Annotated in this window: 21 protein-coding genes and 3 tRNA genes; 21 read left to right on the top strand and 3 right to left on the bottom strand. The window is 57.8% G+C overall.

Annotation, left to right across the window (positions count from 1 at the left end; genetic code table 11):
• Positions 1 to 5: 5 nt before the first annotated feature.
• From COA55_RS03885 to COA55_RS03875, 3 genes are read right to left on the bottom strand one after another with little or no spacing between them, the layout of a single operon-like run.
• On the bottom strand, positions 6 to 1,049 hold the full coding sequence (locus COA55_RS03885; protein ID WP_290500717.1) for an ArsA family ATPase: 1,044 nt from the start codon (positions 1,047 to 1,049) through the stop codon (positions 6 to 8).
• On the bottom strand, positions 1,049 to 1,315 hold the full coding sequence (locus COA55_RS03880) for a cory-CC-star protein (protein ID WP_063518967.1): 267 nt from the start codon (positions 1,313 to 1,315) through the stop codon (positions 1,049 to 1,051). The genes COA55_RS03885 and COA55_RS03880 overlap by 1 nt, the downstream gene beginning before the upstream one ends.
• The gene (locus tag COA55_RS03875) at positions 1,315 to 2,988 is read right to left on the bottom strand and encodes a carbon starvation protein A (protein WP_063538990.1); all 1,674 of its coding nucleotides are present in this window, start codon (positions 2,986 to 2,988) and stop codon (positions 1,315 to 1,317) included. The genes COA55_RS03880 and COA55_RS03875 overlap by 1 nt, the downstream gene beginning before the upstream one ends.
• Here COA55_RS03875 and COA55_RS03870 point away from each other — a divergent pair.
• The 21 genes from COA55_RS03870 to COA55_RS03770 all read left to right on the top strand — a co-directional run bounded on the left by COA55_RS03870 (position 2,975) and on the right by COA55_RS03770 (position 21,933).
• Complete coding sequence (locus tag COA55_RS03870; protein ID WP_156501300.1) at positions 2,975 to 3,112, top strand: hypothetical protein; 138 nt, start codon at positions 2,975 to 2,977, stop codon at positions 3,110 to 3,112. The two genes, COA55_RS03875 and COA55_RS03870, sit on opposite strands and share 14 nt — an antisense overlap.
• 149 nt (positions 3,113 to 3,261) lie before the next feature.
• A complete protein-coding gene (gene uvrY / locus COA55_RS03865; RefSeq protein WP_063520781.1) occupies positions 3,262 to 3,915 on the top strand; it encodes a UvrY/SirA/GacA family response regulator transcription factor in 654 nt (217 codons plus the stop codon).
• A 72-nt stretch (positions 3,916 to 3,987) separates the two neighbouring features.
• Positions 3,988 to 5,820: an excinuclease ABC subunit UvrC gene (gene uvrC, locus COA55_RS03860; protein ID WP_290500716.1), complete on the top strand. Its 1,833-nt coding sequence runs from the start codon at positions 3,988 to 3,990 to the stop codon at positions 5,818 to 5,820.
• A gap of 93 nt (positions 5,821 to 5,913) precedes the next feature.
• The gene (gene pgsA, locus COA55_RS03855) at positions 5,914 to 6,519 is read left to right on the top strand and encodes a CDP-diacylglycerol--glycerol-3-phosphate 3-phosphatidyltransferase (RefSeq protein ID WP_290500715.1); all 606 of its coding nucleotides are present in this window, start codon (positions 5,914 to 5,916) and stop codon (positions 6,517 to 6,519) included.
• A gap of 95 nt (positions 6,520 to 6,614) precedes the next feature.
• A tRNA-Gly gene (locus COA55_RS03850) sits at positions 6,615 to 6,690 on the top strand.
• A gap of 54 nt (positions 6,691 to 6,744) precedes the next feature.
• Positions 6,745 to 6,818: transfer RNA gene (locus COA55_RS03845), tRNA-Cys, on the top strand.
• Between the two features lie 132 nt (positions 6,819 to 6,950).
• A tRNA-Leu gene (locus tag COA55_RS03840) sits at positions 6,951 to 7,037 on the top strand.
• A gap of 295 nt (positions 7,038 to 7,332) precedes the next feature.
• Complete coding sequence (locus tag COA55_RS03835; protein ID WP_290500714.1) at positions 7,333 to 11,022, top strand: response regulator; 3,690 nt, start codon at positions 7,333 to 7,335, stop codon at positions 11,020 to 11,022.
• Positions 11,023 to 11,082: 60 nt separating this feature from the next.
• Positions 11,083 to 11,946, top strand: coding sequence for a protein-glutamate O-methyltransferase CheR (locus tag COA55_RS03830; RefSeq protein ID WP_063520039.1), 864 nt, complete (start codon positions 11,083 to 11,085; stop codon positions 11,944 to 11,946).
• 13 nt (positions 11,947 to 11,959) lie between these two features.
• Positions 11,960 to 12,442 (top strand): response regulator, encoded by a 483-nt coding sequence (locus COA55_RS03825; protein ID WP_063520038.1) that lies wholly within the window; start codon positions 11,960 to 11,962, stop codon positions 12,440 to 12,442.
• Between the two features lie 32 nt (positions 12,443 to 12,474).
• Positions 12,475 to 13,020, top strand: a complete 546-nt coding sequence (locus COA55_RS03820) for a chemotaxis protein CheB (RefSeq protein WP_290500746.1) — start codon at positions 12,475 to 12,477, stop codon at positions 13,018 to 13,020.
• Positions 13,021 to 13,027: 7 nt separating this feature from the next.
• Positions 13,028 to 14,164, top strand: coding sequence for a response regulator (locus COA55_RS03815; protein ID WP_290500713.1), 1,137 nt, complete (start codon positions 13,028 to 13,030; stop codon positions 14,162 to 14,164).
• Positions 14,165 to 14,197: 33 nt separating this feature from the next.
• A complete protein-coding gene (gene gspE / locus COA55_RS03810) occupies positions 14,198 to 15,670 on the top strand; it encodes a type II secretion system ATPase GspE (protein WP_363969496.1) in 1,473 nt (490 codons plus the stop codon).
• A 15-nt stretch (positions 15,671 to 15,685) separates the two neighbouring features.
• A complete protein-coding gene (gspF, locus tag COA55_RS03805; protein WP_063538996.1) occupies positions 15,686 to 16,903 on the top strand; it encodes a type II secretion system inner membrane protein GspF in 1,218 nt (405 codons plus the stop codon).
• A 9-nt stretch (positions 16,904 to 16,912) separates the two neighbouring features.
• Positions 16,913 to 17,338, top strand: a complete 426-nt coding sequence (gspG, locus tag COA55_RS03800; protein WP_063521411.1) for a type II secretion system major pseudopilin GspG — start codon at positions 16,913 to 16,915, stop codon at positions 17,336 to 17,338.
• Position 17,339: 1 nt separating this feature from the next.
• A complete protein-coding gene (gene gspH, locus COA55_RS03795) occupies positions 17,340 to 18,062 on the top strand; it encodes a type II secretion system minor pseudopilin GspH (protein ID WP_290500712.1) in 723 nt (240 codons plus the stop codon).
• Positions 18,059 to 18,439 (top strand): type II secretion system minor pseudopilin GspI, encoded by a 381-nt coding sequence (gspI, locus tag COA55_RS03790; protein WP_290500711.1) that lies wholly within the window; start codon positions 18,059 to 18,061, stop codon positions 18,437 to 18,439. The genes gspH and gspI overlap by 4 nt, the downstream gene beginning before the upstream one ends.
• Positions 18,436 to 19,095, top strand: a complete 660-nt coding sequence (gspJ, locus tag COA55_RS03785) for a type II secretion system minor pseudopilin GspJ (RefSeq protein WP_290500710.1) — start codon at positions 18,436 to 18,438, stop codon at positions 19,093 to 19,095. The genes gspI and gspJ overlap by 4 nt, the downstream gene beginning before the upstream one ends.
• Positions 19,086 to 20,147 carry a type II secretion system minor pseudopilin GspK gene (gspK, locus tag COA55_RS03780; protein WP_290500709.1) on the top strand — a complete coding sequence of 354 codons (1,062 nt, stop codon included), beginning with the start codon at positions 19,086 to 19,088 and terminating at the stop codon, positions 20,145 to 20,147. Before gspJ ends, gspK begins: the two co-directional genes overlap by 10 nt.
• A gap of 131 nt (positions 20,148 to 20,278) precedes the next feature.
• Positions 20,279 to 21,418 (top strand): type II secretion system protein GspL, encoded by a 1,140-nt coding sequence (gspL, locus tag COA55_RS03775; protein WP_290500708.1) that lies wholly within the window; start codon positions 20,279 to 20,281, stop codon positions 21,416 to 21,418.
• Positions 21,415 to 21,933 (top strand): type II secretion system protein M, encoded by a 519-nt coding sequence (locus tag COA55_RS03770; RefSeq protein WP_290500707.1) that lies wholly within the window; start codon positions 21,415 to 21,417, stop codon positions 21,931 to 21,933. Before gspL ends, COA55_RS03770 begins: the two co-directional genes overlap by 4 nt.
• Positions 21,934 to 21,954: the final 21 nt, after the last annotated feature.

The raw sequence follows: 21,954 nt of genomic DNA, 5'->3' as shown, positions 1-21,954 counted from the left end.
GAAGCTCAGTGATCCCCATTGCCGAGCAATCCTGCAAATACCCGGATTGCCTCCAGTCCCTGAATGTCATCTTCCTGCAGTGGCAAGTCCTTGCGAGGCAACGCGCCCAAAGCGTGTGCCAGCTCATCCATGTGCCGTTGCTGGCGTGCATGGCGGGCTGCGAAAAACGCGCTGTCTGTGGCATCCGGCAGCACCCGGTTAACCACGGCCCCCGCCACCGGGATGCCATTTTCTGTCAGGGAGGCAACGGCACGTTGCGTCTCGAGAATGGGCAGCCGTTCAGGCGTCAGCACAAAGACAAAAGCGGTTTGCACGGGGTCGGACAGCTGGCGGCGGGCGCGATGGAACAATCGCTGACGGGCGATCAGTGTATCGGCCACTTCCTGGCTGCGTGGGTCCAGGCCTGCGGTGGCATGGTTGGTGGGATCTTGCAGGGGGCTGTCCACACTCTTGTCTGGTGTCAGGTGGCCTAACACCTGGCCCAGTTTGCGGGCCTTGTCGCTGTGACGCAGCAGGCCCTGGGTCCAGGCGGCCATGACTTCCGGCAGGCTTAGCAGCCGCAAGGTGTGGCCGGTGGGTGCGGTATCGAAGATCAACAGGTCGTAGTCGCGGCTATCGACATCAATCAGCCGCGAGATGCGCTCCAGCAACGCGGCTTCCTGCGCACCGGGGGACTGACGGCTGAGGCGTAACTGCTTGTCCAGCTCGCGGAATTGGTCTGGAGTGGCAAAGCGGCGCATCTGGGCGCTGACCCGGTCCAGGTAGGCCTCGACTTCGTCATCCGGGTCCAGCTCCAGGGCGGTCAGTCCCGGCGCCAGACAAGTGGGCGAATTGCCGATGGGGCGGTTAAAGGCGTCCGCCAGGCTGTGGGCCGGATCGGTGGAGACCAGCAACACCTTGCGGCCCTGGTCGGCAGCGCGGATGGCCAGGGCGGAGGCGGTGCTGGTTTTGCCCACGCCGCCCTTGCCGCCCACCATAAGCAGGGTGCGGGAGGCGAGCAGGGCATCCAGATCAAGCTCAAGCTGTGCGGTGGTGTCGGTGTCAGCCATCAGCAGCAGCGAAAGTGATCAAGGGGGGAGCGCTCCATGCCCATGCGGGTGTGCCATTCATGAAAGCGCTCCATTAGCAGGGGCTGCAATTCCAGTGTGCTCCAGGCTGCCGGGTTGGGAACCCCCATCATTTCCGAGAAGACCAGCAGCATGAACAGGTCCTCTTCATCCCGTTTGGCGCGGGCAATGGCGGCGCGATAGGGGGCGTTGTAGTACTGCGCCCCGAGATCGCTGATGCGTTTGAGCCATTGTGCCGGCGTTGCCATTACAGAGGCTCCGGTGGCGCTTTGAAGGCGCGCTTGAGGGCTGCGGTGCACTCCAGCGTAACCAGCAGGGCCGCCACCAATACAACAAGGTCCAGCCCCAGGAGGAACCAGTCTTCCTTCTCGTAGAAGCTTTTCAGCTGCATCAGCAGGGCAAACAGGGTCATCACCAGCAGGAAAACCAGCGGCGCCAGGGTATAAATGGCCGGACGTCCGCGTTTCACCAGCATGATGGTAATCACCAGCAGGGTGAGGCCGGCGAGCAATTGGTTGGTGGTGCCGAACAACGGCCAGATCAGCAGGCCGCCGGAGCCATCGGCACCGCCTGCCCCAAACGCCAGCAGAAGGCAGCTGACTACGGCCAGTAGCGTGGCGGGCAGAGGCCGCGTCATCCATTTTTGCTGATAGATTTCGCCCCATTCCTGGAAAATATAGCGCTGCAGGCGCAGACCGGTGTCCATGGTGGTGCCGGCAAACAGGGCCGCCATCACGGTGAGCAGGGTGGCGGCAACGCCCACATCCATGCCCATGCCATTGGCAAGAATATTGGCGCCACCATCCACAAAGGCGGTCAGGCTGCCCTGACCAAAGGCCGTGTATACCGCCTGCCAGTCAGCCAGGGAGGCAAAACCGGCGGTGGCGGCAATGATGGCTGCCAGTGCCAGTGCGCCTTCGCCCACAGCACCGAAATACCCTACAAAACGGGCGTCTGTCTCCTTGTCGAGCTGTTTGGAGCTGGTGCCGGAGGCGACCAGGCCATGGAAGCCGGAGATGGCGCCACAAGCGATGGTGACAAACAGAAGCGGTAACAGGGAGGGCGTGCCGGCAGGAACGTCACTGTTGATCATCGGCGCAACAACCTGGGGGTTACCGAGCAGGACAGCACCGTAAAGCAGGATCAGGCCAACGAACAATTGCAGGCCGTTGATGTAGTCGCGGGGCTGCAAGAGCATCCAGACGGGAAGCAGTGAGGCCACCGCAGCATACGCAAACAACATCAGTATCCAGCTGGCGTTTGCCGAAAGCCCCATGACTTGATCGGGCAGGGTCACGGGAACCATGGGACCCACGTAAATCAGGCTATACAGCGCCGCCACACCGAGCACAGATACCAGGCCAAGACCAATGACCCGGCGATAGATGAGCTGGCCAATCACCAGTGCTACAGCAATGGCGCCCCACACCGGGACGACCGCGCCGGGATTATTAATGAGCAGTTTGGCAATGACGACGCCAAACACAGCGTTCACCATTAACAGCACCAAAAAGATAACAATCATGAAGACAGTGCGTGCGCGACTGCCGACGACTTCGCCAGTGAGTGCGCCAACAGATTTGGCCCGGTTGCGGACGCTGGCCCACAGGGCGCCGCTGTCGTGTACGCCGGCAAAGAAGATCGTGCCGAAGACCACCCAGAGAAAGGCGGGCAGCCAGCCCCAGATAACGGCAATGGCCGGACCGACAATCGGCGCTGCACCGGCAACAGAAGTGAAATGGTGGCCCCACAGCACATACCGGTTGGTGGGCACGAAATCCACGCCGTCTTCAAATTCGTGGGCCGGGGTGCGGAAATCCGGGTCCAGTCTGTAGATCCGTGATGCAATAAAGCGGGAGTAGACGAAGTAGCCGGCGGCCATGCCACCCAGCCCCAGCAGGAGCAAAATGATTGCGCTCATGGGTTGCCTTTTGTCATTGTTGGCGACGTTGTTAGCCGTGTTGATCAGCGGCCAGCTGGATGCTGGCAATGGTGCCTATATGGTTCGCTTTTTTGACTGGGCGGTCAACGCGACTAAAGGCTAATGGCGCCAACGTAACAGGACGTGGAAAACCGTGTCATCGTTTGTTAACAGCGCCCTATGCACGCCTGTGGACAAACGGTATTCTTGTGTCTACAAATCATCAGAAAAAAGAACATTGACGGGTAAAGGAACTACCCGGGGGATGCAGTAATGATCAAAGTATTGGTAGTGGACGACCATGATCTGGTCCGTACCGGCATTGCTCGTATGCTGGACGAAGTGGATGGCCTGCGGGTCGTCGGTGAGGCAAATTCAGGTGAGCTCGCCGTGCAAATGGCCAGAGAGCTGGCACCGGAAGTGGTGCTGATGGACCTGAAAATGCCAGGGATCGGAGGGCTTGAGGCCACCCGCAAACTGTTACGCGTTGACGAAGGTGTCCGCGTTATCGCTGTCACAATGTGCGAAGAAGAACCGTTTCCCTCCCGCCTGATGAAAGCCGGTGCCGCCGGTTACATGACCAAGGGTGCCGACCTGGAAGAAATGGTGCGTGCCATCAAGGTGGTGGCTACCGGCCAGCGTTATATCAGCCCGGAAATCGCTCAGGCCATGGCGCTCAAGCCCTATACCGGTGATGAGGGGTCGCAGCTGGATATGCTCTCCGAGCGCGAACTGCAGATCATGATGATGATCGTGAATTGCCACAAAGTGCAGGATGTGGCCGACAAACTTTGCCTGTCACCGAAAACCGTGAACACCTACCGGTACCGTATTTTCGACAAGCTGGGTGTGACCAGCGATGTGGAAATGGCGTTGCTGGCCGTGCGTCACGGCATGCTCGATGCGGTAGAAAACACAGCCCCCTGATTGCCGCTTCGCTACAGGGGGAAATCATCAGGGCAGGGCTGATACACTTTCTGTTTGCCAACCTGTTTTGAGATGTCCCCCTTGTCTGATTTCGATGCCAAACATTTCCTCACTCACTGTGCCCGAAAGCCCGGCGTTTACCGTATGCTGGACGGGGACGGGGGTGTTTTGTATGTGGGCAAGGCGCGTAATCTTCAGGCGCGCCTGAACAGCTACTTCCAGAAGAATGTATCCAGTGCGAAAACCCGGGCACTGGTCGGGCGAATTCGTGATATCCAGACAACGGTGACCGGCAGTGAGGCGGAAGCGCTGCTGCTGGAGCAGTCGCTGATCAAGGAGTTGAAACCTCCTTACAACATTCTTCTGCGCGACGACAAATCCTACCCGTATATCCGTATCACCAGCGCCGACCGTTTTCCCCGCGTCACCTTTCATCGCGGTACACGCCGGGCTGGCAGCCAGTACTTTGGCCCCTATCCCAGTGGCGGGGCGGTACGTGAAGCCCTGTCGTTGATCGAGAAAGTGTTCCAGGTCCGCAATTGTAGCGACAGCTATTTCCGTAACCGCACCCGTCCCTGCCTCCAGCACCAGATCAATCGTTGCACGGCACCGTGCGTAGGGCTGGTGAGTGAAGCCGATTATGCGCGCCAGGTAAAAATGGCGGCGGATTTCCTGGATGGACGCAGTCGGGAAGTGGTGGAGCAGCTCAGTGCCGATATGGAGGCGGCATCCCTGGCGCTGGAGTTCGAGAAAGCCGCGATCCTGCGGGACCAATTGGCCGCCATTCAGTCCGTGCAGCAAAAGCAGTACGCGGAAACCGGGCAGGGTGATCTGGATGTGGTTGCGATTGAAACCCGCCATGGCCTGGCCGTGATCGAAGTGCTGATGATTCGTGATGGCCGCATCCTGGGCCACCGAACCTTTCGTCCGGATACCCGGGGAGAGGAAGATAGCAGCGAAATTCTTGAAGCCTTTCTCTCGCAATATTATTTGGGCGACAGGGAAGACCCGGTCAAGCCGCAGGAAATCCTGCTGAGTATGGATATTGCGGGCGCTGAAGCGTTGCAGCAGGCACTGGAAAGCCAGTGGGGCAAGAAAGTCCGGCTGGCTTGGCGGGTGCGCAGTGATCGTGCCGCCTGGATCACCATGGCGCAAACCAACGCCCAGCAGTCCATGGCGGCCGAACTGGCGGCACGCGAACACATGGAGGCTCGCTTTCTGGCCCTGGAAACGCTGCTGGAAAGCAGCGATCCGGTGCGGCGTATTGAGTGTTTCGATATTAGCCATACACAAGGCGAGAAAGCCGTGGCGTCCTGCGTGGTGTTTGACCAGCAAGGGGCGCGCAAGCAGGAGTATCGCCACTTTAATGTGAACCCGGCGGCTGGCGGGGATGATTACGAAGCCCTGGAAGAAGCGATTCGGCGCCGCTATCAGCGCGTGCTGAAAGAGCAGGGCCGGTTGCCGGATCTTCTGCTTATCGACGGCGGCAAGGGGCAAATGCAGCGAGGCTGGAAGGTTATTCAGGAGCTGGAGCTGGAAACCCGGGTGCGGGTAATGGGGATTGGCAAGGGCCCCAGCCGACGGCCTGGATTCGAAGCGCTTTATCTACCCTGTGGGAAGGAAATGGTCCCTGGCCCGGCGGATTCCGCACTGCATCTTTTGCAGCAGGTCCGCGATGAAGCGCACCGGTTTGCCCTGACCGGACACCGTGCCCGCCGTGGCAAGGCACGCAAGCAGTCCACGCTGGATGAAATTCCCGGTATCGGGCCCAAGCGGCGCAAGGCGCTGTTGACCCATTTTGGCGGTCTGAAGCAGATGCGCAATGCATCCGCCAGCGAGCTGGCCCGGGTGCCGGGAATCAATGCCCAGATGGCGCAGACACTGTACGACTGGTTTCATCAATAGCATGTTCAGTTTTTGATCTGAAAATCGGAAATGAGTCATAGCCGGCTTTCCGCTATACTGGTGGCTTATTTTCATGGCCGGTAGTTCCTCCCTATGCAGAAAGTGCACCCCATCCTGAATTTGCCGAACATCCTCACCCTGATTCGGGTGCTGGCAATTCCCGTGCTGGTGCTGGTTTTCTACCTGCCATTTCACTGGAGTGATGTTTGCGCGGCGTTGCTGTTCCTGGCGGCGGGCGTCACCGATTGGCTGGATGGCTATCTGGCTCGCAAGCTTAATCAGACCAGTCCCTTTGGTGCCTTTCTGGATCCGGTGGCAGACAAGCTGATTGTGGGCGTGGCGCTGGTGATGCTGGTGCAGATTCACGCCACCGCCTGGCTGGCAGTGCCGGCCATGGTGATCGTATCCCGGGAAATTACGGTTTCGGCACTGCGCGAATGGATGGCTGAACTTGGGCAGCGGGCAAAAGTGGCGGTGAGCCAGCTGGGCAAAATCAAGACAGTGACCCAGATGACAGCCATTACCTTGCTGCTGGCGCAAAAACCAGACTTTACTGCGGGTGGTGACATCATCATGAATCCGTGGTTGTGGCTCAGTTATGGGTTGCTGTACCTGGCCACGGCATTCACCCTGTGGTCCATGGGCTCGTATCTTCGTGCTGCGGCGCCGCAATTGCTCAAAAGTCAGTCAAAGTCCTGAAAAGTCAGAAAAAACACCCGATGCCGGGTTGACACCCGAGGGGTGATGAGTAGAATTCTTTCCCGCAACGAAGCGTGTCTTCGCTGCGGAAAAAAGCGGGAATAGCTCAGCTGGTAGAGCACAACCTTGCCAAGGTTGGGGTCGCGAGTTCGAATCTCGTTTCCCGCTCCAAGATTCTGAAAGCCTCGGTTATGCCGAGGTTTTTTCTTGGTGAAACAGTTAAATGGCGCGGTGGCAGAGTGGTCATGCAGCGGACTGCAACTCCGTTAACGCCGGTTCGATTCCGACCCGCGCCTCCAATTACCGACCCACACGGGCGATGAAGTGACAGGCACAGCTTGAGTCGTCATTTCAACAGAAAGATAAATAGAAACAGTCGCTTAACCTGTCCCTGTTTTTATTTCACGCTTAACGCGCACGATGATCTTCCTGCGGGTATGGTGAAATTGGTAGACACAACAGACTTAAAATCTGTCGACCATTAGGTCATGCCGGTTCAAGTCCGGCTACCCGCACCAACTTCTCTTGCTCCTCTTCTCTTATTACACCGCGCCGGCATTCAGCCTGTTGACCCATTGTGCTCGTCTGCCGGGTGGCTAGATTTAAGGCACCGCCCGGCATCAGCTTTGCGCGCTTACCAGTGCATTTTATTGCGCTTTCTTTGTCGGTTTGGCCTGTTTTATCCCTGAAAAATCAGCTTTCTAGCCTGCGCTATTCATGTGATTTATTGCCGCTTTCTGTCAGTTTCTGGTAGCCTCACACTTTAGTCTTAGCCCTGCAAAGGGGCCTGGATAACAACAAGCCGGAAAAGGCATGAGGGCTATCTCAATGAACTGGTTCCAGAACCTGTCCGTGCGGCTGAAGATCTTGTCTGTAGCCGGGCTGGGGATTGTGCTGTTTGTGGTCTACGCGGCCTACAGCTTCTACATCGCCGAAACCAATATCGATCATCTCAAGCGGATTGAAAGCCAGGACTTCCCGGTTCTTGAGTTGATCAATGCGAATAATGTGGATTTTATCGCTATTAGCGAGTCCTACATCGCGGCCATAACCCAGGCGGACCCGGACCTGTTGGAAGAAGCTCAGTCCAGGGCGGCGGCCTTCGAGCAGCGGCTGGGTGACATTCGACGCACCGATCCAACGCTTTCCGCTGGTGTGGAAGAATTGCGGCGCAATTTTACCGCCTATATCGACGAAGCGACGGCGCTGGCCCGCAGCCTGATTACCAATAACGGTTCGTCGGATGATCTTTACCAGCGTATAGGGCATGTCAGAGCCCTGCAGGATACCTACGAAGGTAACCAGAAAGCGTTTGAGCAACAGCGTTACGAAGCGTTTCGTGACACCCTGAACAAGAGCCGTTCAGATAATCTGGGTACCCAGAAAATCGGGCTCTTCCTCGGGTTGGTGGCGTTCACCTTGTTGGCACTCATCGCCTTGCGCGTGACCCGGGCCATTACCCTGCCGCTGGAAGGCGCGGTTGATGCGGCAGACAACATTGCCAATGGCAAGTGGGATACCCGTATCGAGAAAGGCGGCCGGGATGAAACCGGCCACTTGCTACACGCTATCCGTAAAATGCGCGATGCTTTGGTGGCGCGCCATACCGAAGATCGTCGCCAGGAAACGGTGAAGAACCATCTGGCTGAGCTGAATAACCGCATGCGCGGGGAGATGGGATTCGAACAGCTTGGCAATAACATGCTGAGTTTCCTGGTGCCGGTGGTTGAGGCGCAGGTGGGTGCATTTTACAGCTATGATCCGGACACGCAGTTGCTCACCCTGAGCAGTTCCTACGCCATGCAGCGGCGTAAACATCTGGCCAATGAATTTCGTCTGGGGGAGTCCCTGGTGGGGCAGTGCGCACTGGAGCGCAAGAGCATTCTGCTGGAGCAGGTGCCGGATGATTACATCAGCATTGCGTCCGGCACCGGTACCGGCCAGCCGCGCAATGTGATGGTGATGCCTATTGTCCACGAGGACGAAGTGAAAGGCGTGCTCGAAATCGGCGCGTTCCGGGACTTCAGCAATGATGACCTGGCCTTTATGGAGCAGTGCGTGGCCGTCATTTCCGTGTCCTTGCACAGTGCGCAAAGCCGTTTTCGTCTCGCGCTCATGCTGGAGCAGACACAGTCCCAGGCTGATGCTCTGGAGCGGCAAAAAACGGAAATGGCCCAGGCCAATGAAGACCTGGAAGAGCAGGCCATGGAACTGTCTGCCTCCGAATCTCGCCTGCAGCAGCAGCAGGAAGAGCTGAAAGCCATCAACGAAGAGCTGGAATCACAAACCCAGGCGTTGCGGGCATCTGAAGAAAGCCTGCAGGCCCAGCAGGAAGAGCTGCGCGTTACCAATGAAGAGCTTGAGGCTCAGGCGCGGATGCTGACGGAGCAGAAATCAGAAATGGCGCAGAAGAATGACGAGCTTGAGCTGCTGCGCCATGAACTGGAAGACAAGATTCGCGAGCTGGAGATGTCTTCCCGTTATAAATCCGAATTTCTGTCGACCATGAGCCACGAGCTGCGCACACCGCTCAACTCGATTCTGATCCTGTCCAATGCCCTGGGGCAGAATAAACGCGGCAACCTGGAGGAAAAGCAGGTAGAGCACGCCCAGGTTATCCATTCTGCGGGCTCGGACCTGCTTAGCCTGATCAATGACATCCTCGATATTTCCAAGATCGAGGAAGGCAAGATGGATGTCATCATTGACGACCTGTCGCCACCGGAAATCGTGGAGCACTTCCGCCGGAATTTCGCCCACGTTGCCGAGAGCCGCAATCTGGATTTCAAGGTCGAGCTTGGTGATACGTTGCCTGAGCACTTCTACACAGACCGTCAGCGTCTTGAGCAAATCATCAAGAATTTGCTTTCCAATGCACTGAAATTCACCGAGCAAGGATCGGTAACGCTGAGTATCACGCAACCGGATGCTTCCGAAGCGTTGCCTTCGCGCCACCTGGTACCGGGGCAGACGCTGAAGTTTGCGGTGATCGATACCGGCACCGGAATTGCGGATGAAAAACAGAAGTTGATTTTCGAGGCCTTCCAGCAAGCCGATGGCACCACCAGCCGTAAATATGGCGGCACTGGCCTGGGCCTGACCATTTCCCGTGAGCTGGCGCGTTTGTTGGGCGGGGAAATCGGCCTGCATAGCGACGGTGAAGGGCAGGGCGCTACCTTTATGCTCTATTTGCCCGTTGGCAGCGCCGATGCGCTTGAAATCAATAATGCCGCAGCCGGTCATGCCGACGAAGACATCGGCAGCAACGCGGAAGCCCATACCGCGTCGATGACACCGCTGGATACCAATGGCGACGATTTCGTGGTCCGGGAAAAAACCGTGCTGATTGTCGAAGACGACAAAGAGTTTGCCCGGGTTCTGGTCGAGCTGGCATCGGACTACGGCCTGGAAGGCCATATCTGTCACGACGGTGAGGATGGGCTGGAATATGCCAGCCATTACCGGCCCAGCGCGATTATTCTGGACATTGGCCTGCCGGGTATCGATGGCTGGGAAGTCATGGAAAAGCTCAAGGCGGACCCGCGCACCAAGGACATCCCGGTGCACTTCCTGTCCGGGCGTGATGAGCGCAAGAAGGCGCTGGAACTGGGGGCGCTGGATTTCATGACCAAGCCAGCCAATCAGGACGACATTCTCTCTGCTTTCGCCAAAATTGAAGGCGCTATCGAAACCAATGTGCGCCGCCTTCTGGTGGTGGAAGACAGTGAAATCCAGCACGAAAGTATCCGTGAGCTGTTCGACCAGAAAGGGGTTGAAATCACCGCTGCAACTAGCGGCCAGCAAGCACTGGATGCCCTGCAGAATACCGTGTTCGACTGCATGATTCTGGATTTGACACTACCGGACATGAGCGGTTTCGAGCTGCTGGAAAAGCTCCATGCCAGTGACGACTACGACAGTGTTCCCGTGGTGGTTTATACCGGCAAGGACATGACCCGCGAAGAAGAGGCGAAACTGCGCAAGTATGCGGACCGTATCATTCTCAAGACGGAACGCTCCCACGAGCGACTGCTCAACGAAGCGTCCCTGTTCCTGCACTGGCTGGAATCCACCTTGCCGGCCAATCGCCGCCTGACTGCGGAATCCATCGAGCATCGCGATGACATTTTCGAAGGCAAGCAATTGCTGCTGGTGGATGACGACATGCGTAATATCTACGCGCTGTCGGCGCAGCTGGAAGAGTTGGGTTTTGCCATCAGTATCGCCAATAATGGCCGCGAGGCGCTGGAATCGCTGGATGAAAATCCCTCCATCGACATTGTGTTAATGGATATCATGATGCCGGAAATGGATGGCTATGAAGCCATGGGGCGGATTCGTGAACAGGCTCGTTTCAGCAAGCTGCCGATGTTGGCGTTGACGGCCAAGGCCATGAAGGATGACCGCGCCAAATGCATTGAAGCCGGGGCCAATGATTACTGCTCCAAGCCCATTGATATGGCGAAGCTTACCTCGTTGCTACGGGTCTGGCTGCACAAGTAGTGGGCGCAAAACGTGCCCGCAGTCACTTTATGAAGACAGGAACCGTGGCGGAATAGCGTTATGGCTGAAACATACCCGATCGACGATGACGAAGTTAGTGTCGAGGACATCGAAATTCGCCTGTTACTGGAGGCGATTTACCAGATGTACGGCTACGACTTCCGGTCCTATAGCCGCGCTTCCATGCGTCGGCGGATCATGCATCGCCTGACCATGTCAGGCTTTGCGTCGATCATGGAAATGACCGACAAGGTTCTGCGCGACCGGCCCTTCTTCGTCACGCTGCTTAACGACCTGACCGTGAACGTGACAGAGATGTACCGGGACCCGGATTTTTACCGCGCCTTTCGTGAAGACGTGGTGCCGGTTCTCAAGACCTTTCCTTTTATCAAGATCTGGCACGCAGGCTGTTCAACCGGCGAAGAGATCTATTCCATGGCGATATTGCTGGAGGAGGAAGGGCTCTACGACCGGGCCATGATTTACGCCACGGATATCGACAAGAATGTGTTGGCGTCGGCCAAAAAGGGCATTTACTCCATTGAGGCGGTCAAACAGTATGGTGACAACTACCGGCGTGCCGGTGGCAAGCATTCCCTGTCTGATTATTTCACTGCGCGTTATGACAGCGTAATCATGGAGCAGCGGCTGAAACGCAATATCGTTTTTGCCGATCATGATCTGGCAACGGATCAGGTTTTTGGTGAAATGCACGTTATCCTGTGCCGAAATGTTTTGATCTACTTTGACCGGCCTCTGCAGGAGAGGGTGATCAGGCTGTTTAGTGAGAGCCTGGATATGGGCGGCTACCTGTGCCTGGGAACCAAGGAAAGCCTGCGGTTCAGCGGCCAGGAAGACACGTTCGATGTTATCAACAAGCCGTTGCGCATTTTTCGCAAACGGCAGTTTCCACACCACGCATGACTAGAGACAACCGATGATTGAGCAGAAACTGCTATTGGTGGATGATCAGCCGGCCAACCTGGTGTCGCTTGAGGCAGTCCTCGAAGGGGAGGGGCGAACCCTCCTGAAAGCGCACTCCGGGCAGGAGGCGCTGAAAATTCTGCTTAAGGAAGATATTTCCCTGGTGCTGCTGGACGTGCAGATGCCGGGCATGGACGGTTTTGAAGTGGCCGAGCTGATGCGCCAGCGCAAGGACACCCAGACCATCCCCATTATCTTCGTGACGGCGATTAGCAAGGAAAAGAAGTACGTTTTTAAAGGGTATCAGGCCGGGGCCGTGGATTATCTGTTCAAGCCCCTGGATCCGTTGATCCTCAAGAGCAAGGTGGATTTTTTTCTGGGGCTGGACAAGCAGCGCCGTGAACTGCAAGCCAAACTCAAAGAAGCACAGGCACATCGGGCCGCCTATGAAGCAGGCAAGACCCGGGGTGAGGAGGGCAGCGGCCACTCATCGTGAGCACTTGCAAGGGAGCAGTCAGGGCAATCGTGATGGGCGCGTCTTGGGGTGGGCTGAATGCCTATACGCGCATTCTGTCCGCGCTTCCTGAGGATTTTCCGTTGCCGATCATGTTGGTCCAGCACCAGCATGCCAGTGCGGACAACCGCATGCCATGGCTGTTGGCCCGCTACTGTGCATTGCCAGTAATCGCCCCGGAAGACAAGGAGCCCATCCTCGGCGGGCATGTTTATGTGGCGCCGCCGGGCTACCATATGTTGGTCGAAGAGGATCAGACACTGGCTTTCTCTACAGGAAGGCCTGTACTCTTTTCCCGGCCGGCCATAGACGAATTGTTTTACTCTGCCGGCGCGGTTTATGGCCGCCACTTGTTGGGCGTGATCCTCACGGGGGCCAATGAAGACGGCGCCGCAGGCATGGAATATATACACCGTAGAGGCGGAGTCACCATCGCCCAGTCACCGGTGAGCTCGGAAGCACCCACAATGCCGGAAGCGGCAATAACAACAGGTGCGATTTCCAGGGTACTCGATCTTGAGGCAATCGGGCCCTTTTTGGCGGAACAGGTTGCAGGGTAGTAAGCCTATGAAACAGAACATTTTGGTTGTGGATGATCACAGGGAAAACCTGATCGCGCTGGAAGCGATTCTGGATGCTGATGGCCGTAATCTGGTCATGGCCCAGTCGGGCAATGAGGCCTTGTCCCTCGCCCTGAAGCACGATTTCGCGCTGGTACTGCTTGATGTGCAGATGCCGGAGATGGATGGGTTCGAAGTGGCCGAACTCATGCGCAAGAACAAGAAGACCCGCCACATTCCGATCATTTTCGTTACGGCGATCTCCAAAGAGCAGAAATATGTCTTCAAGGGCTACGAATGTGGCGCTGTGGATTATTTGTTCAAACCCATCGACCAGAAAATACTGGAAGCCAAGGTCAGTGTTTTCCTGGAACTGGATCGCCAGCGGCGCAAGTTGCAGCAGGCCGTGGTGCAGATGAAGCGGCTCAAGGACGAGAACGAACGCTTGCTTCACGCTCTGGGTGAAGCGCTTATCGGAGCCAATGCCGAGGGCAAGGTCACCTTTTGCAATGAGGCGGCTTGTGCCCTGCTGCGACAGAACCGTGATGCCCTGGTTGGCAACGATATCGCGGAGCTGTTGTTCAATGACGATGCCGGCAAGTTGCGCTGGAGCTGGGACGACTCCCCGTTGCGAGATGCCTGCCTGCAGGGCGAAAGCTGGAAAAACGAGCACAGTTTGTACACCGCAGACGAGGACGGATTGTTGGCCTTGTCGGTGCGTGCCAATGCCATTACCGATGATACGGGGAACGTCACCGGCGTGGTGGTGGTACTGCGTCCTGCCGATGACGAAAACGATGTTAAGGACAGCGCCCGCGACCACCGCCGCAATCCGCGCAAGAAACTGTTCCGCGAGATGGTAGTGTTTGATCGCAGCACCGGTGGTAACGTGGGGCGGTTGATGAACCTGAGCGTGGATGGCTTCAAGCTGTTTTCCCGCCGGGAACTGCCGCATGGCGAACAATTGCAGTTGGGCATGGTGCTCCCAGACCAGATAGCGGGTGTGAATACGGTCAGTTTCGACGCCCGGGTGGTCTGGGCTGAAACCCTGGATGCTCCGGGCGAGTATCAGGTGGGCTTTCAGTTCCTGACGTTGAATGCGGTCACCCGTGATGTGGTCGAGAACCTAATGGACAAGTATTGAGCTATGACTGAGCACCTGGAGATGCCAGACAATATGGAGCTTCCTCCGTCGCTGCTGCCTTACGGCTTCGCGCGGCGCTATGGTGTCCTGTTGCGTGAGCGTGATGGTCACAAAGAGCTGTGCCACCGGCAGGATGTTTCCGTGGCCGCCCTGGGGGAAGTGCAGCGCCATATCGGTCGTCTGCCCCGGCTGGTGCCCATGGATGACACCGCCTTCACCGCAGCCATGGCGATCACCTATGAACAGCAACGCGGCGCGGCGGCGGAAGCGGCGGATGATCTGGAAGGGCTCGACCTGGCCAGCCTGGCGGACTCCTTGCCAGAAACCTCGGATTTGCTGGAGCAGGAAGATGATGCTCCCATCATCCGGCTGATTAATGCCTTGCTGCAGGAAGCCATTCGCGAAGATGCGTCGGATATCCATGTGGAAACCTTCGAGCGCCGCCTGGTGGTGCGCATGCGGGTGGATGGTGTGCTCCGCGAAGTGCTGACCCCGAAACGGGAGTTGGCGCCGTTGCTGGTGTCGCGGATCAAGGTGATGGCGCGAATGGATATCGCCGAAAAGCGGATTCCCCAGGATGGCCGGATTTCCCTGCGCATTGGCGGCCGGGACGTGGACGTACGGGTATCCACCATGCCCGCCAGTAATGGTGAGCGGGTGGTGCTGCGGCTGCTGGACAAGCAGGCCGGACGCCTTCAGGTGTCCCACCTGGGCATGGGGGACACCTGTGATGCCCACATGCGCGAGCTCATCCACAAGCCCCATGGCATTATTCTGGTCACCGGCCCGACTGGCTCCGGTAAAACCACCACGCTTTATGCCTCGCTGACCGAACTCAACGACAGCTCACGCAATATTCTCACGGTGGAAGACCCCATTGAGTATCAGCTTGAAGGCATCGGCCAGACTCAGGTCAACACCAAGGTCGACATGACCTTTGCCCGCGGCCTGCGCGCCATTCTGCGCCAGGATCCGGATGTGGTCATGGTGGGTGAAATCCGGGATCTGGAAACCGCTGAAATTGCGGTGCAGGCCTCCCTCACCGGTCACCTTGTTCTGTCTACCCTGCACACCAATACGGCGGTGGGGGCGGTCACTCGTTTGCAGGATATGGGGATTGAGCCGTTTCTGCTCTCCAGCTCCCTACTGGGCTCGTTGGCCCAGCGGCTGGTGCGAGTCCTCTGTGATGATTGCAAAACCCCGTACCAGGCCAGTGCCAGCGAGTTGGAAATGCTGGGCCTGCCGGCCAATGAAAGTTGTACGCTGTATCACCCTAATGGCTGTGAAGCCTGTAATAATCAGGGATACCGGGGCCGTACCGGGATTTACGAACTGGTGCTGGTGGATGACACCCTGCGCCAGTTGATCCACGACCGCGCCGGCGAGCTGGAACTCAACCGCCATGCCCGGACACTGACCAGCGGCATTCGTGAGGATGGCTGGCGCAAGGTGCTCGGCGGACATACCAGTGTAGAAGAGGTCCTGCGGGTGACCCGCGAGGACTAACGGGACAGCAGCCGCATGCCAGCATTCGAATACCGATCCCTGGATCACAGGGGCAAAATCAACAAAGGTACACTGGAAGCCGACAGTGCCCGCCAGGTTCGCCAGCAACTCCGTGACAAGGGCTGGGTTCCCCTGGAGGTTAACGAGGCCAGCGATACCAACAGCCAGGGGATGGGCCGTTTTGCCGGCTCCGGCAAGATCAATGGTGCCGAACAGGCGCTGATTACCCGCCAGCTGGCCACACTGCTGAAATCCGGCCTGCCGGTGGAGCAAGCCTTGTCAGCGGTTTCCAAGCAGGCTGCCAATGACCGCATTGAGCGGATTATGCTGGCGGTGCGTGCCAAGGTCCGCGAGGGCTACAGCCTGGCCCGCAGTTTCGAATCCTTTCCCCGCGCTTTTCCGGAAATGTACCGTGCCACGGTGGCCGCCGGTGAGCAGAGTGGTCACCTGGAGCAGGTGCTGGAGCAGCTCGCCGATTACCTGGAAACCCGGCATGACACGGGGCGTTCCGTGGCTCAGGCGATGATTTATCCCGCCTTTATCATGGTGTTTGCCTCCATCGTCATCATGCTGATGATGACCTTCGTGGTGCCCAAGCTGGTGGCTGTTTTTGAAGGGCGGGACCAGGCGCTGCCGCTGCTGACCCGTATTGTCATGGCCATGAGCGACTTTGCCCGTGGTTGGGGCTGGCTGGTGGTGTTACTGATCGTGGTCGGTGTGGTGATCTTCATGCGTGCCATGCGTGATCCACGCTTTCGGTTACGGGTGCATCAACGGCTGGTGAATATGCCTTTGGTGGGCACCATGCTGCGTGCTGGCGACAGTGCCCGGCTGGCCAGCACCCTGGGCATTCTTGGTCGCTCCGGTGTACCGCTGGTGGATGCCCTGTTTATCGCCGCCCAGGTGGTGGGTAATCTCGCGGTTCGTAATGCGGTCAAAAACGCCGCCGCCAAGGTTCGCGAGGGCGGCAGCCTCAGTCGTGCCCTGGATGCCAGCGGTTATTTTCCGCCCATGCTGGTGCAGATGATTGCCAGCGGTGAGGCCAGCGGTGAACTGGACAATATGTTGACCCGGGCTGCGGATTATCAGGAACGGGAACTGAGTAGCACGATCAATACCATGGTGGGGCTGCTCGGCCCGATCATGTTGCTGGTGATGGCGGGGGTGGTTGTAATGATTGTCCTGTCGGTCATGCTGCCGATCATGCAAATGAATAACTTACTAGCCGGTTAAGGTGAAAGAATGAAAGCAAAGCGTGCCATGTCGGGGTTTACCCTGCTGGAAATTATGGTGGTGGTGGCCATTATTGGTCTGTTGGCTGCGGTGATTGTGCCCAACGTGATCGGGCAGGGTGAAACCGCCAAGGTAGATCTGACCAAAGCCAATATGGGCAAGATCGTCCAGCAGCTGGACCTCTACAAGTTCAACAATGGTAGCTACCCCACCAGTGAAGAAGGCCTCAACGGCCTGGTGGAACGCCCTAATTCAGCCCGCAAATGGCCGGATGGTGGCTACTTGCCGAAAGTCCCCCTGGATGCCTGGAATAACGACTACGTTTACATCAGCCCCGGGGTTGAAGGGCCGTTCGATCTGCTGTCCATGGGCGCCGATGGTGTTGAGGGCGGTGAAGGCTCCGACGCGGACATCAATTGGCGCGACGTTCAGTAACATGCGCTTGCCCCGCACGCTGCAATCCGGCTTTACCCTGCTGGAAATCATGGTGGTGGTGGGGCTGATTGCGTTGCTGAGCGCCGTGGTGGTTAGCCAGGGGAACTGGGCTTCCGACGACCGGCAGCTGGAGCAGGAGTCTGCCCGCCTGAAGGATACCCTGTCACTGCTTAACGAGCGCAGCCTGTTCTCGGGGCAGCTGCTGGCGCTGCGTCTGCGCCATGATGGCTGGGAGCCCCTGGCCTACGACATCGCCGCTGCTGATTTTCTGCCCATCGAGGACACTGCACTCAAGCCCCGCCAGATTCCTCCTGCCCTGGAGTTGGTGTGGCAGCTGGATGAACTGGCTGATGAAGAACAGGCGAGCCTCAGTCAGGTTGCCGAGACCCTGGTCAAGAAAGACACCTCGCTGGATTTAGGTGAAGACACCGTGGGCGAGGGTGGCGAGGCAGAGGCGCGCCAGCGGGACAGCAACAACGAGTCCGGGGAAGAGGGAGAAGACGAAAAGGCGTTTCCGCAGATTTTCTTTTTCCCCAGCGGCGAAGTGTCTCCTGTGACCCTCGCCATGCAGAGCCAGGATGATCTCGACCAGGTGCAGCGCTGGCAAATTTCGGCTCTCGGGCAGATTACCGATCCGGACCGTGAGCAGGACGATGACGACCAGCAGGACAAACAGGAGTGGCTGGAGCAGCGTTCAAGAATGATAGAGGACGTGCAGGAATGAAGCGGCAGGGTGGCTTTACTCTGGTGGAAGTGCTGATTGCTGTCTCCATTCTGGCGCTGGTCATGGTGGTGCTTGGTCAGACCATGGGCTCCACTGCCCGGGCGTATAGCAACATTAATGAAACCCACCTGGGTTTTCTGGTGGCCTCCGACAAGCTGGTGGAAATGCAGGTGTATCAGCAATGGCCTTCTACTGGCGAATCGGATTCCACGGTGACCCGCAACGGGCGTGAATGGTGGATCAATACCCGTGTCAGTGAGGGCCCTTACCCGGACACCCGGCGTGTGGATATCGAGGTGGGCATGATGCAGGGCGATGATGAGGGGCAACTGGCTTATCACCTGGCCAGCCTGATTGGCAAACCGGCGTCCGGATGATGGAAGTTCTCCATCCGTATTCTTCCAGGCGCCTGGCGCAGCGGGGGTTTACCCTGCTGGAGATGGTCATCACCATCGCCATCTTCGCGTTCATCTATGTCTGGGTGGCCAGTTTTCTCGGCAGCGCCCTGCAGGGCCGTGAACAACTGAAAGACAGTGCCGATGAAATGGAGGGCACCCAGCGCGCTGTCACCTTTCTTACCCTGGATTTCGAGCAACTGATCAGTCGTCCGGTCCGCGATCCCTACGGCGACCCGCAACCGGCCATTCTGGGCCGTGATAATTATGTGGAATTCACCCGCCTGGGCTGGTCCAACCCTTTTGGTCTGCGTAAACGCAGTGAGATGCAGCGGGTGGTCTATACCCTTGAAGATGGCACCTTGTTCCGCCGTTACTGGCCGGTGCTCGACACCAATGTGGCCACTGAGTATCAGGAAGATGTGCTGCTGGATCACGTGGAGCGCTTTACTGTCCGCTACCTTGATTTGACTCCCCAGGGGGAGTGGCAGTGGCTGGAGCTGTGGCCGGATGTGGCCATGGCGGCCGTTCCAGTCTGGCAGCAGCGTCTGCCAAAGAGTATCGAGCTGGAAATCGAGCTGGAAAACGGTGACATCGTGCACCGTTTCTACCGGACCGTGGTGAACCCATGGAGTTGATACTGCGCAGGCGTAATGGCGTCGTGCATCAGCAGCGAGGAATGGCGCTGGTGATCGTGCTTTTACTGCTGGCCCTGTTGACCACCATTACCGTGGAGGTACTGTTTCGCCAGGATCGTTTTCTTACTCGGGCGGACAACCTGCTGCAATGGGACAAGCGGTACCAATATGCCATGGCGGCGGAAGTGGTGGCCCAGCAGGGGCTGATCGATGACCTGCAGGATGACCAGAACAATAACGCGCTGGTTGATGACTGCGTGGAAGAGCAGTGGGCAGTACAATTACCGCCCACCCCCTATGAAGACGCCATGCTCAGCGCCAGCGTCCAGGATCTACAGGGGCGTTTTAATCTCAATTGGTTGATTACGGCTCAAGGCGATGCCTTTGTTCGCGATCCAGAGGCGATTGACCGGCTTACCCGGCTCATCGAACTGACTTTCCCCCAGGAAACAGACGCGTCACGACTGGCCAACGAAATGGCGGATTGGCTGGATTCCAACAATATTGTGGATGGGGTCGAAGGGGCGGAAGACGCGGATTACCGTAACCGCCGGACTCCGAACATGCCGGCGGCCCATGAATCGGAAATGCGTGCCTTGCTCAGCTTCCAGGTGGCCAATCAACCCCAGGACAGCATGGTCTGGGGGCTGTTTACGGCGCTACCGCTGGGAACTACATTGAATGTGAATACGGCGCCGCCCCAGGTGCTGGATGCGGTGCTGGGCGCAATAGCGGGTACCGGCGCAGTAGAAGCCATTGTCAAAGCCCGCCAAGAAGAGCCGATTACAACCGTGAGTGATCTGATGCAGCTTGCTCCTTTGAGCGCCCTTGACGCCGACGAAAAGCAGGCAGTTAGCGACCTTCTGGGCGTTAGCAGTGAATATTTCCAGGTGATGGTGGACGTGGAAGTAGACGGCCAATTAAGCCGATTGGTGAGTCGCTTGCGCCGGCGTAGCGGTAATGATGCGTCTACCGAGGTCTTCAGCCGGCAGGTAAGCCCGCTGCTGACCCCGCTCGAACCGGCCTGCAATCCCTTCTACAATGCCCAGTAAGATGCCCAGTAAGATGCCCAGTAGGCGCAATGGTCAGTAACGACACTGTGGAATGATGCTCGCCTTGGTACACTGAGCCAGCGGCACATGCAGTAATAACAACGCAGATAACAACGAAAGGACACAGCAGCGTGGCAGATGCTCCACTGATTTATTTAAGCGGTGCAGGGGGAACAGAGCCGGATCTTGAAATTCCGGTGCTGTTGCAGCGCAACGCAACCGATGACGTACAGGCCATTAGCCTGCGTGATGCGCTGGAACAGTGTGCCGGCCAGACCCTCCATGTCATTATCAGCGTGGCCTTTGCCCGGCTAACCCATGTTTCCCTGACTCGCAAGCAGGCGCGCCATTTACAGCGTGTTCTGCCGTATCTGCTCGAAGAGCAGATGCTGGACAGCCCGGAATCGCTTTGGTTTGTCTCACGCAAAGGGGCAGGGGACGACTACGAAGTGACCGCCATCGCCCGTGAGTTGATCAGCCAGCTTGAACAGTGGGCTGCTGAGCAGGGAGCTGTACTCGGCTCGCTTCAGGTAGATGCCGAACGGTTACAGGGCCAGGCTCCTCTGATTGCGGAACTGGATGGTGGGCAGGTGCTATTAATGGCAGACCGGGACCGTTGTCTGGTGGTGGATGCCGACCAGCGTGACGGCATGCAGGCGCTATTTGGTGACAGCCTTGCCGACGCCACCGTTTTATCCGGCACTGCGGCGTTTCTGGATGCACTGCGCGGTGGCGCTGGCCAGGAACTGCTGACCGGCCCGTATGCACCGAAACAAAAAAAGGGTAGCAACACGGCGTTTGCGCCCTGGAAGCCCGTCAGCATTCTGGCCGCAGCTGTGTTTGTGTTGGCCCTGGTGGCGATCTGGGTACAACAGTGGCGTTATGAGCAGGCTGCGCAGGCGGCCTTTGCCGATGCCAAAGCCCTTTACGAGCAGCTGTTTCCCGGCGACAAGGCGACCACGGCCCTGAGCCGCCAATTCCAGGGGCGGCTTTCCCGCCTGGGAAGTAGCAGTGAAGGCGGGCAGGCCCGTTTTTTTCCGCTTCTGGGGCCGGTGGCGCAAGTGTTGAAAGAGATAAAGGTTGAGCCCAAGCGGCTTCAGTATGATCAGCGCGATAACACCTTGCTGCTGGATGTGGGCGCCAAGGATTATGCCCAGCTGGAACAGCTTCAGAATGCGTTGAAGAAGCAGGGCGCGAGAGCCTCGATTGCCAACTATCGCAATGGTGCCCAGGGCGTCAGCGCTCGTATCAAGGTGGAGCAGCCAGGATGAGTAATACGGCGGAACTGAAAAAACTGGCGGCACAACGGCGCGACCAGGCCGTGAATTGGTATGAAAGCCGGGAACCCCGTGAACAACGCGTCTTGCAGGTGTTGGCTGCCGTGGCTTTTCTGGTGGTGCTGTACTGGTTGATCTGGGCGCCTTCGGTGGCAGCGCGGGACCAGGCCAGGAATCGCTTTGTCACCAATCAGCAAACACTGCAGTGGATCCAGGATAACCGCAGCGCTGTTAGCGCCGCCCAGCGAGGCGATACATCAACAGCCAGGCCGACCGGAAACTGGACCGGCAATGTGAGTCGCAGCGCCGACCAGTTTGGCCTGACATTGAAAGGGTTTTCTCCCGATGGCAATCGGGCGGTACGAATCCAGATGGAAGATCAGGTGGCCTCACAAACGGTGCTCTGGCTGCAATCCCTCCAGCAAGAGGGCGTGCAGTTGACCAATCTGGAAATGACGCCGGGTGAGAAACCGGGTACCGCCACGGTGCGAGCGACGCTACAAAAGTAGTCGCCACACAAGCATAAACAA

The sequence above is a fragment of the Alcanivorax sp. genome (genome assembly GCF_002733835.1).
In the GTDB taxonomy this organism is placed as follows: domain Bacteria; phylum Pseudomonadota; class Gammaproteobacteria; order Pseudomonadales; family Alcanivoracaceae; genus Alcanivorax.
Note: the sequence above shows the minus strand (reverse complement) of the source record. Positions and strands in the feature narration are given on the sequence as shown.

What these genes read in the sequence shown, in the direction of transcription:
- gspH (WP_290500712.1), top strand. Translation starts at nt 17,340, where the DNA reads ATGCGCTTGCCCCGCACGCTGCAATCCGGCTTTACCCTGCTGGAAATC.
- COA55_RS03830 (WP_063520039.1), top strand. Translation starts at nt 11,083, where the DNA reads ATGGCTGAAACATACCCGATCGACGATGACGAAGTTAGTGTCGAGGAC.
- COA55_RS03820 (WP_290500746.1), top strand. Translation starts at nt 12,475, where the DNA reads ATGGGCGCGTCTTGGGGTGGGCTGAATGCCTATACGCGCATTCTGTCC.
- COA55_RS03870 (WP_156501300.1), top strand. Translation starts at nt 2,975, where the DNA reads ATGATTGCGCTCATGGGTTGCCTTTTGTCATTGTTGGCGACGTTGTTA.
- COA55_RS03770 (WP_290500707.1), top strand. Translation starts at nt 21,415, where the DNA reads ATGAGTAATACGGCGGAACTGAAAAAACTGGCGGCACAACGGCGCGAC.
- uvrC (WP_290500716.1), top strand. Translation starts at nt 3,988, where the DNA reads ATGTCCCCCTTGTCTGATTTCGATGCCAAACATTTCCTCACTCACTGT.
- COA55_RS03815 (WP_290500713.1), top strand. Translation starts at nt 13,028, where the DNA reads ATGAAACAGAACATTTTGGTTGTGGATGATCACAGGGAAAACCTGATC.
- gspF (WP_063538996.1), top strand. Translation starts at nt 15,686, where the DNA reads ATGCCAGCATTCGAATACCGATCCCTGGATCACAGGGGCAAAATCAAC.
- uvrY (WP_063520781.1), top strand. Translation starts at nt 3,262, where the DNA reads ATGATCAAAGTATTGGTAGTGGACGACCATGATCTGGTCCGTACCGGC.
- gspE (WP_363969496.1), top strand. Translation starts at nt 14,198, where the DNA reads ATGGAGCTTCCTCCGTCGCTGCTGCCTTACGGCTTCGCGCGGCGCTAT.
- COA55_RS03825 (WP_063520038.1), top strand. Translation starts at nt 11,960, where the DNA reads ATGATTGAGCAGAAACTGCTATTGGTGGATGATCAGCCGGCCAACCTG.
- gspI (WP_290500711.1), top strand. Translation starts at nt 18,059, where the DNA reads ATGAAGCGGCAGGGTGGCTTTACTCTGGTGGAAGTGCTGATTGCTGTC.
- COA55_RS03880 (WP_063518967.1), bottom strand. Translation starts at nt 1,315, where the DNA reads ATGGCAACGCCGGCACAATGGCTCAAACGCATCAGCGATCTCGGGGCG.
- gspG (WP_063521411.1), top strand. Translation starts at nt 16,913, where the DNA reads ATGAAAGCAAAGCGTGCCATGTCGGGGTTTACCCTGCTGGAAATTATG.
- gspJ (WP_290500710.1), top strand. Translation starts at nt 18,436, where the DNA reads ATGATGGAAGTTCTCCATCCGTATTCTTCCAGGCGCCTGGCGCAGCGG.
- COA55_RS03875 (WP_063538990.1), bottom strand. Translation starts at nt 2,988, where the DNA reads ATGAGCGCAATCATTTTGCTCCTGCTGGGGCTGGGTGGCATGGCCGCC.
- pgsA (WP_290500715.1), top strand. Translation starts at nt 5,914, where the DNA reads ATGCAGAAAGTGCACCCCATCCTGAATTTGCCGAACATCCTCACCCTG.
- gspK (WP_290500709.1), top strand. Translation starts at nt 19,086, where the DNA reads ATGGAGTTGATACTGCGCAGGCGTAATGGCGTCGTGCATCAGCAGCGA.
- COA55_RS03885 (WP_290500717.1), bottom strand. Translation starts at nt 1,049, where the DNA reads ATGGCTGACACCGACACCACCGCACAGCTTGAGCTTGATCTGGATGCC.
- COA55_RS03835 (WP_290500714.1), top strand. Translation starts at nt 7,333, where the DNA reads ATGAGGGCTATCTCAATGAACTGGTTCCAGAACCTGTCCGTGCGGCTG.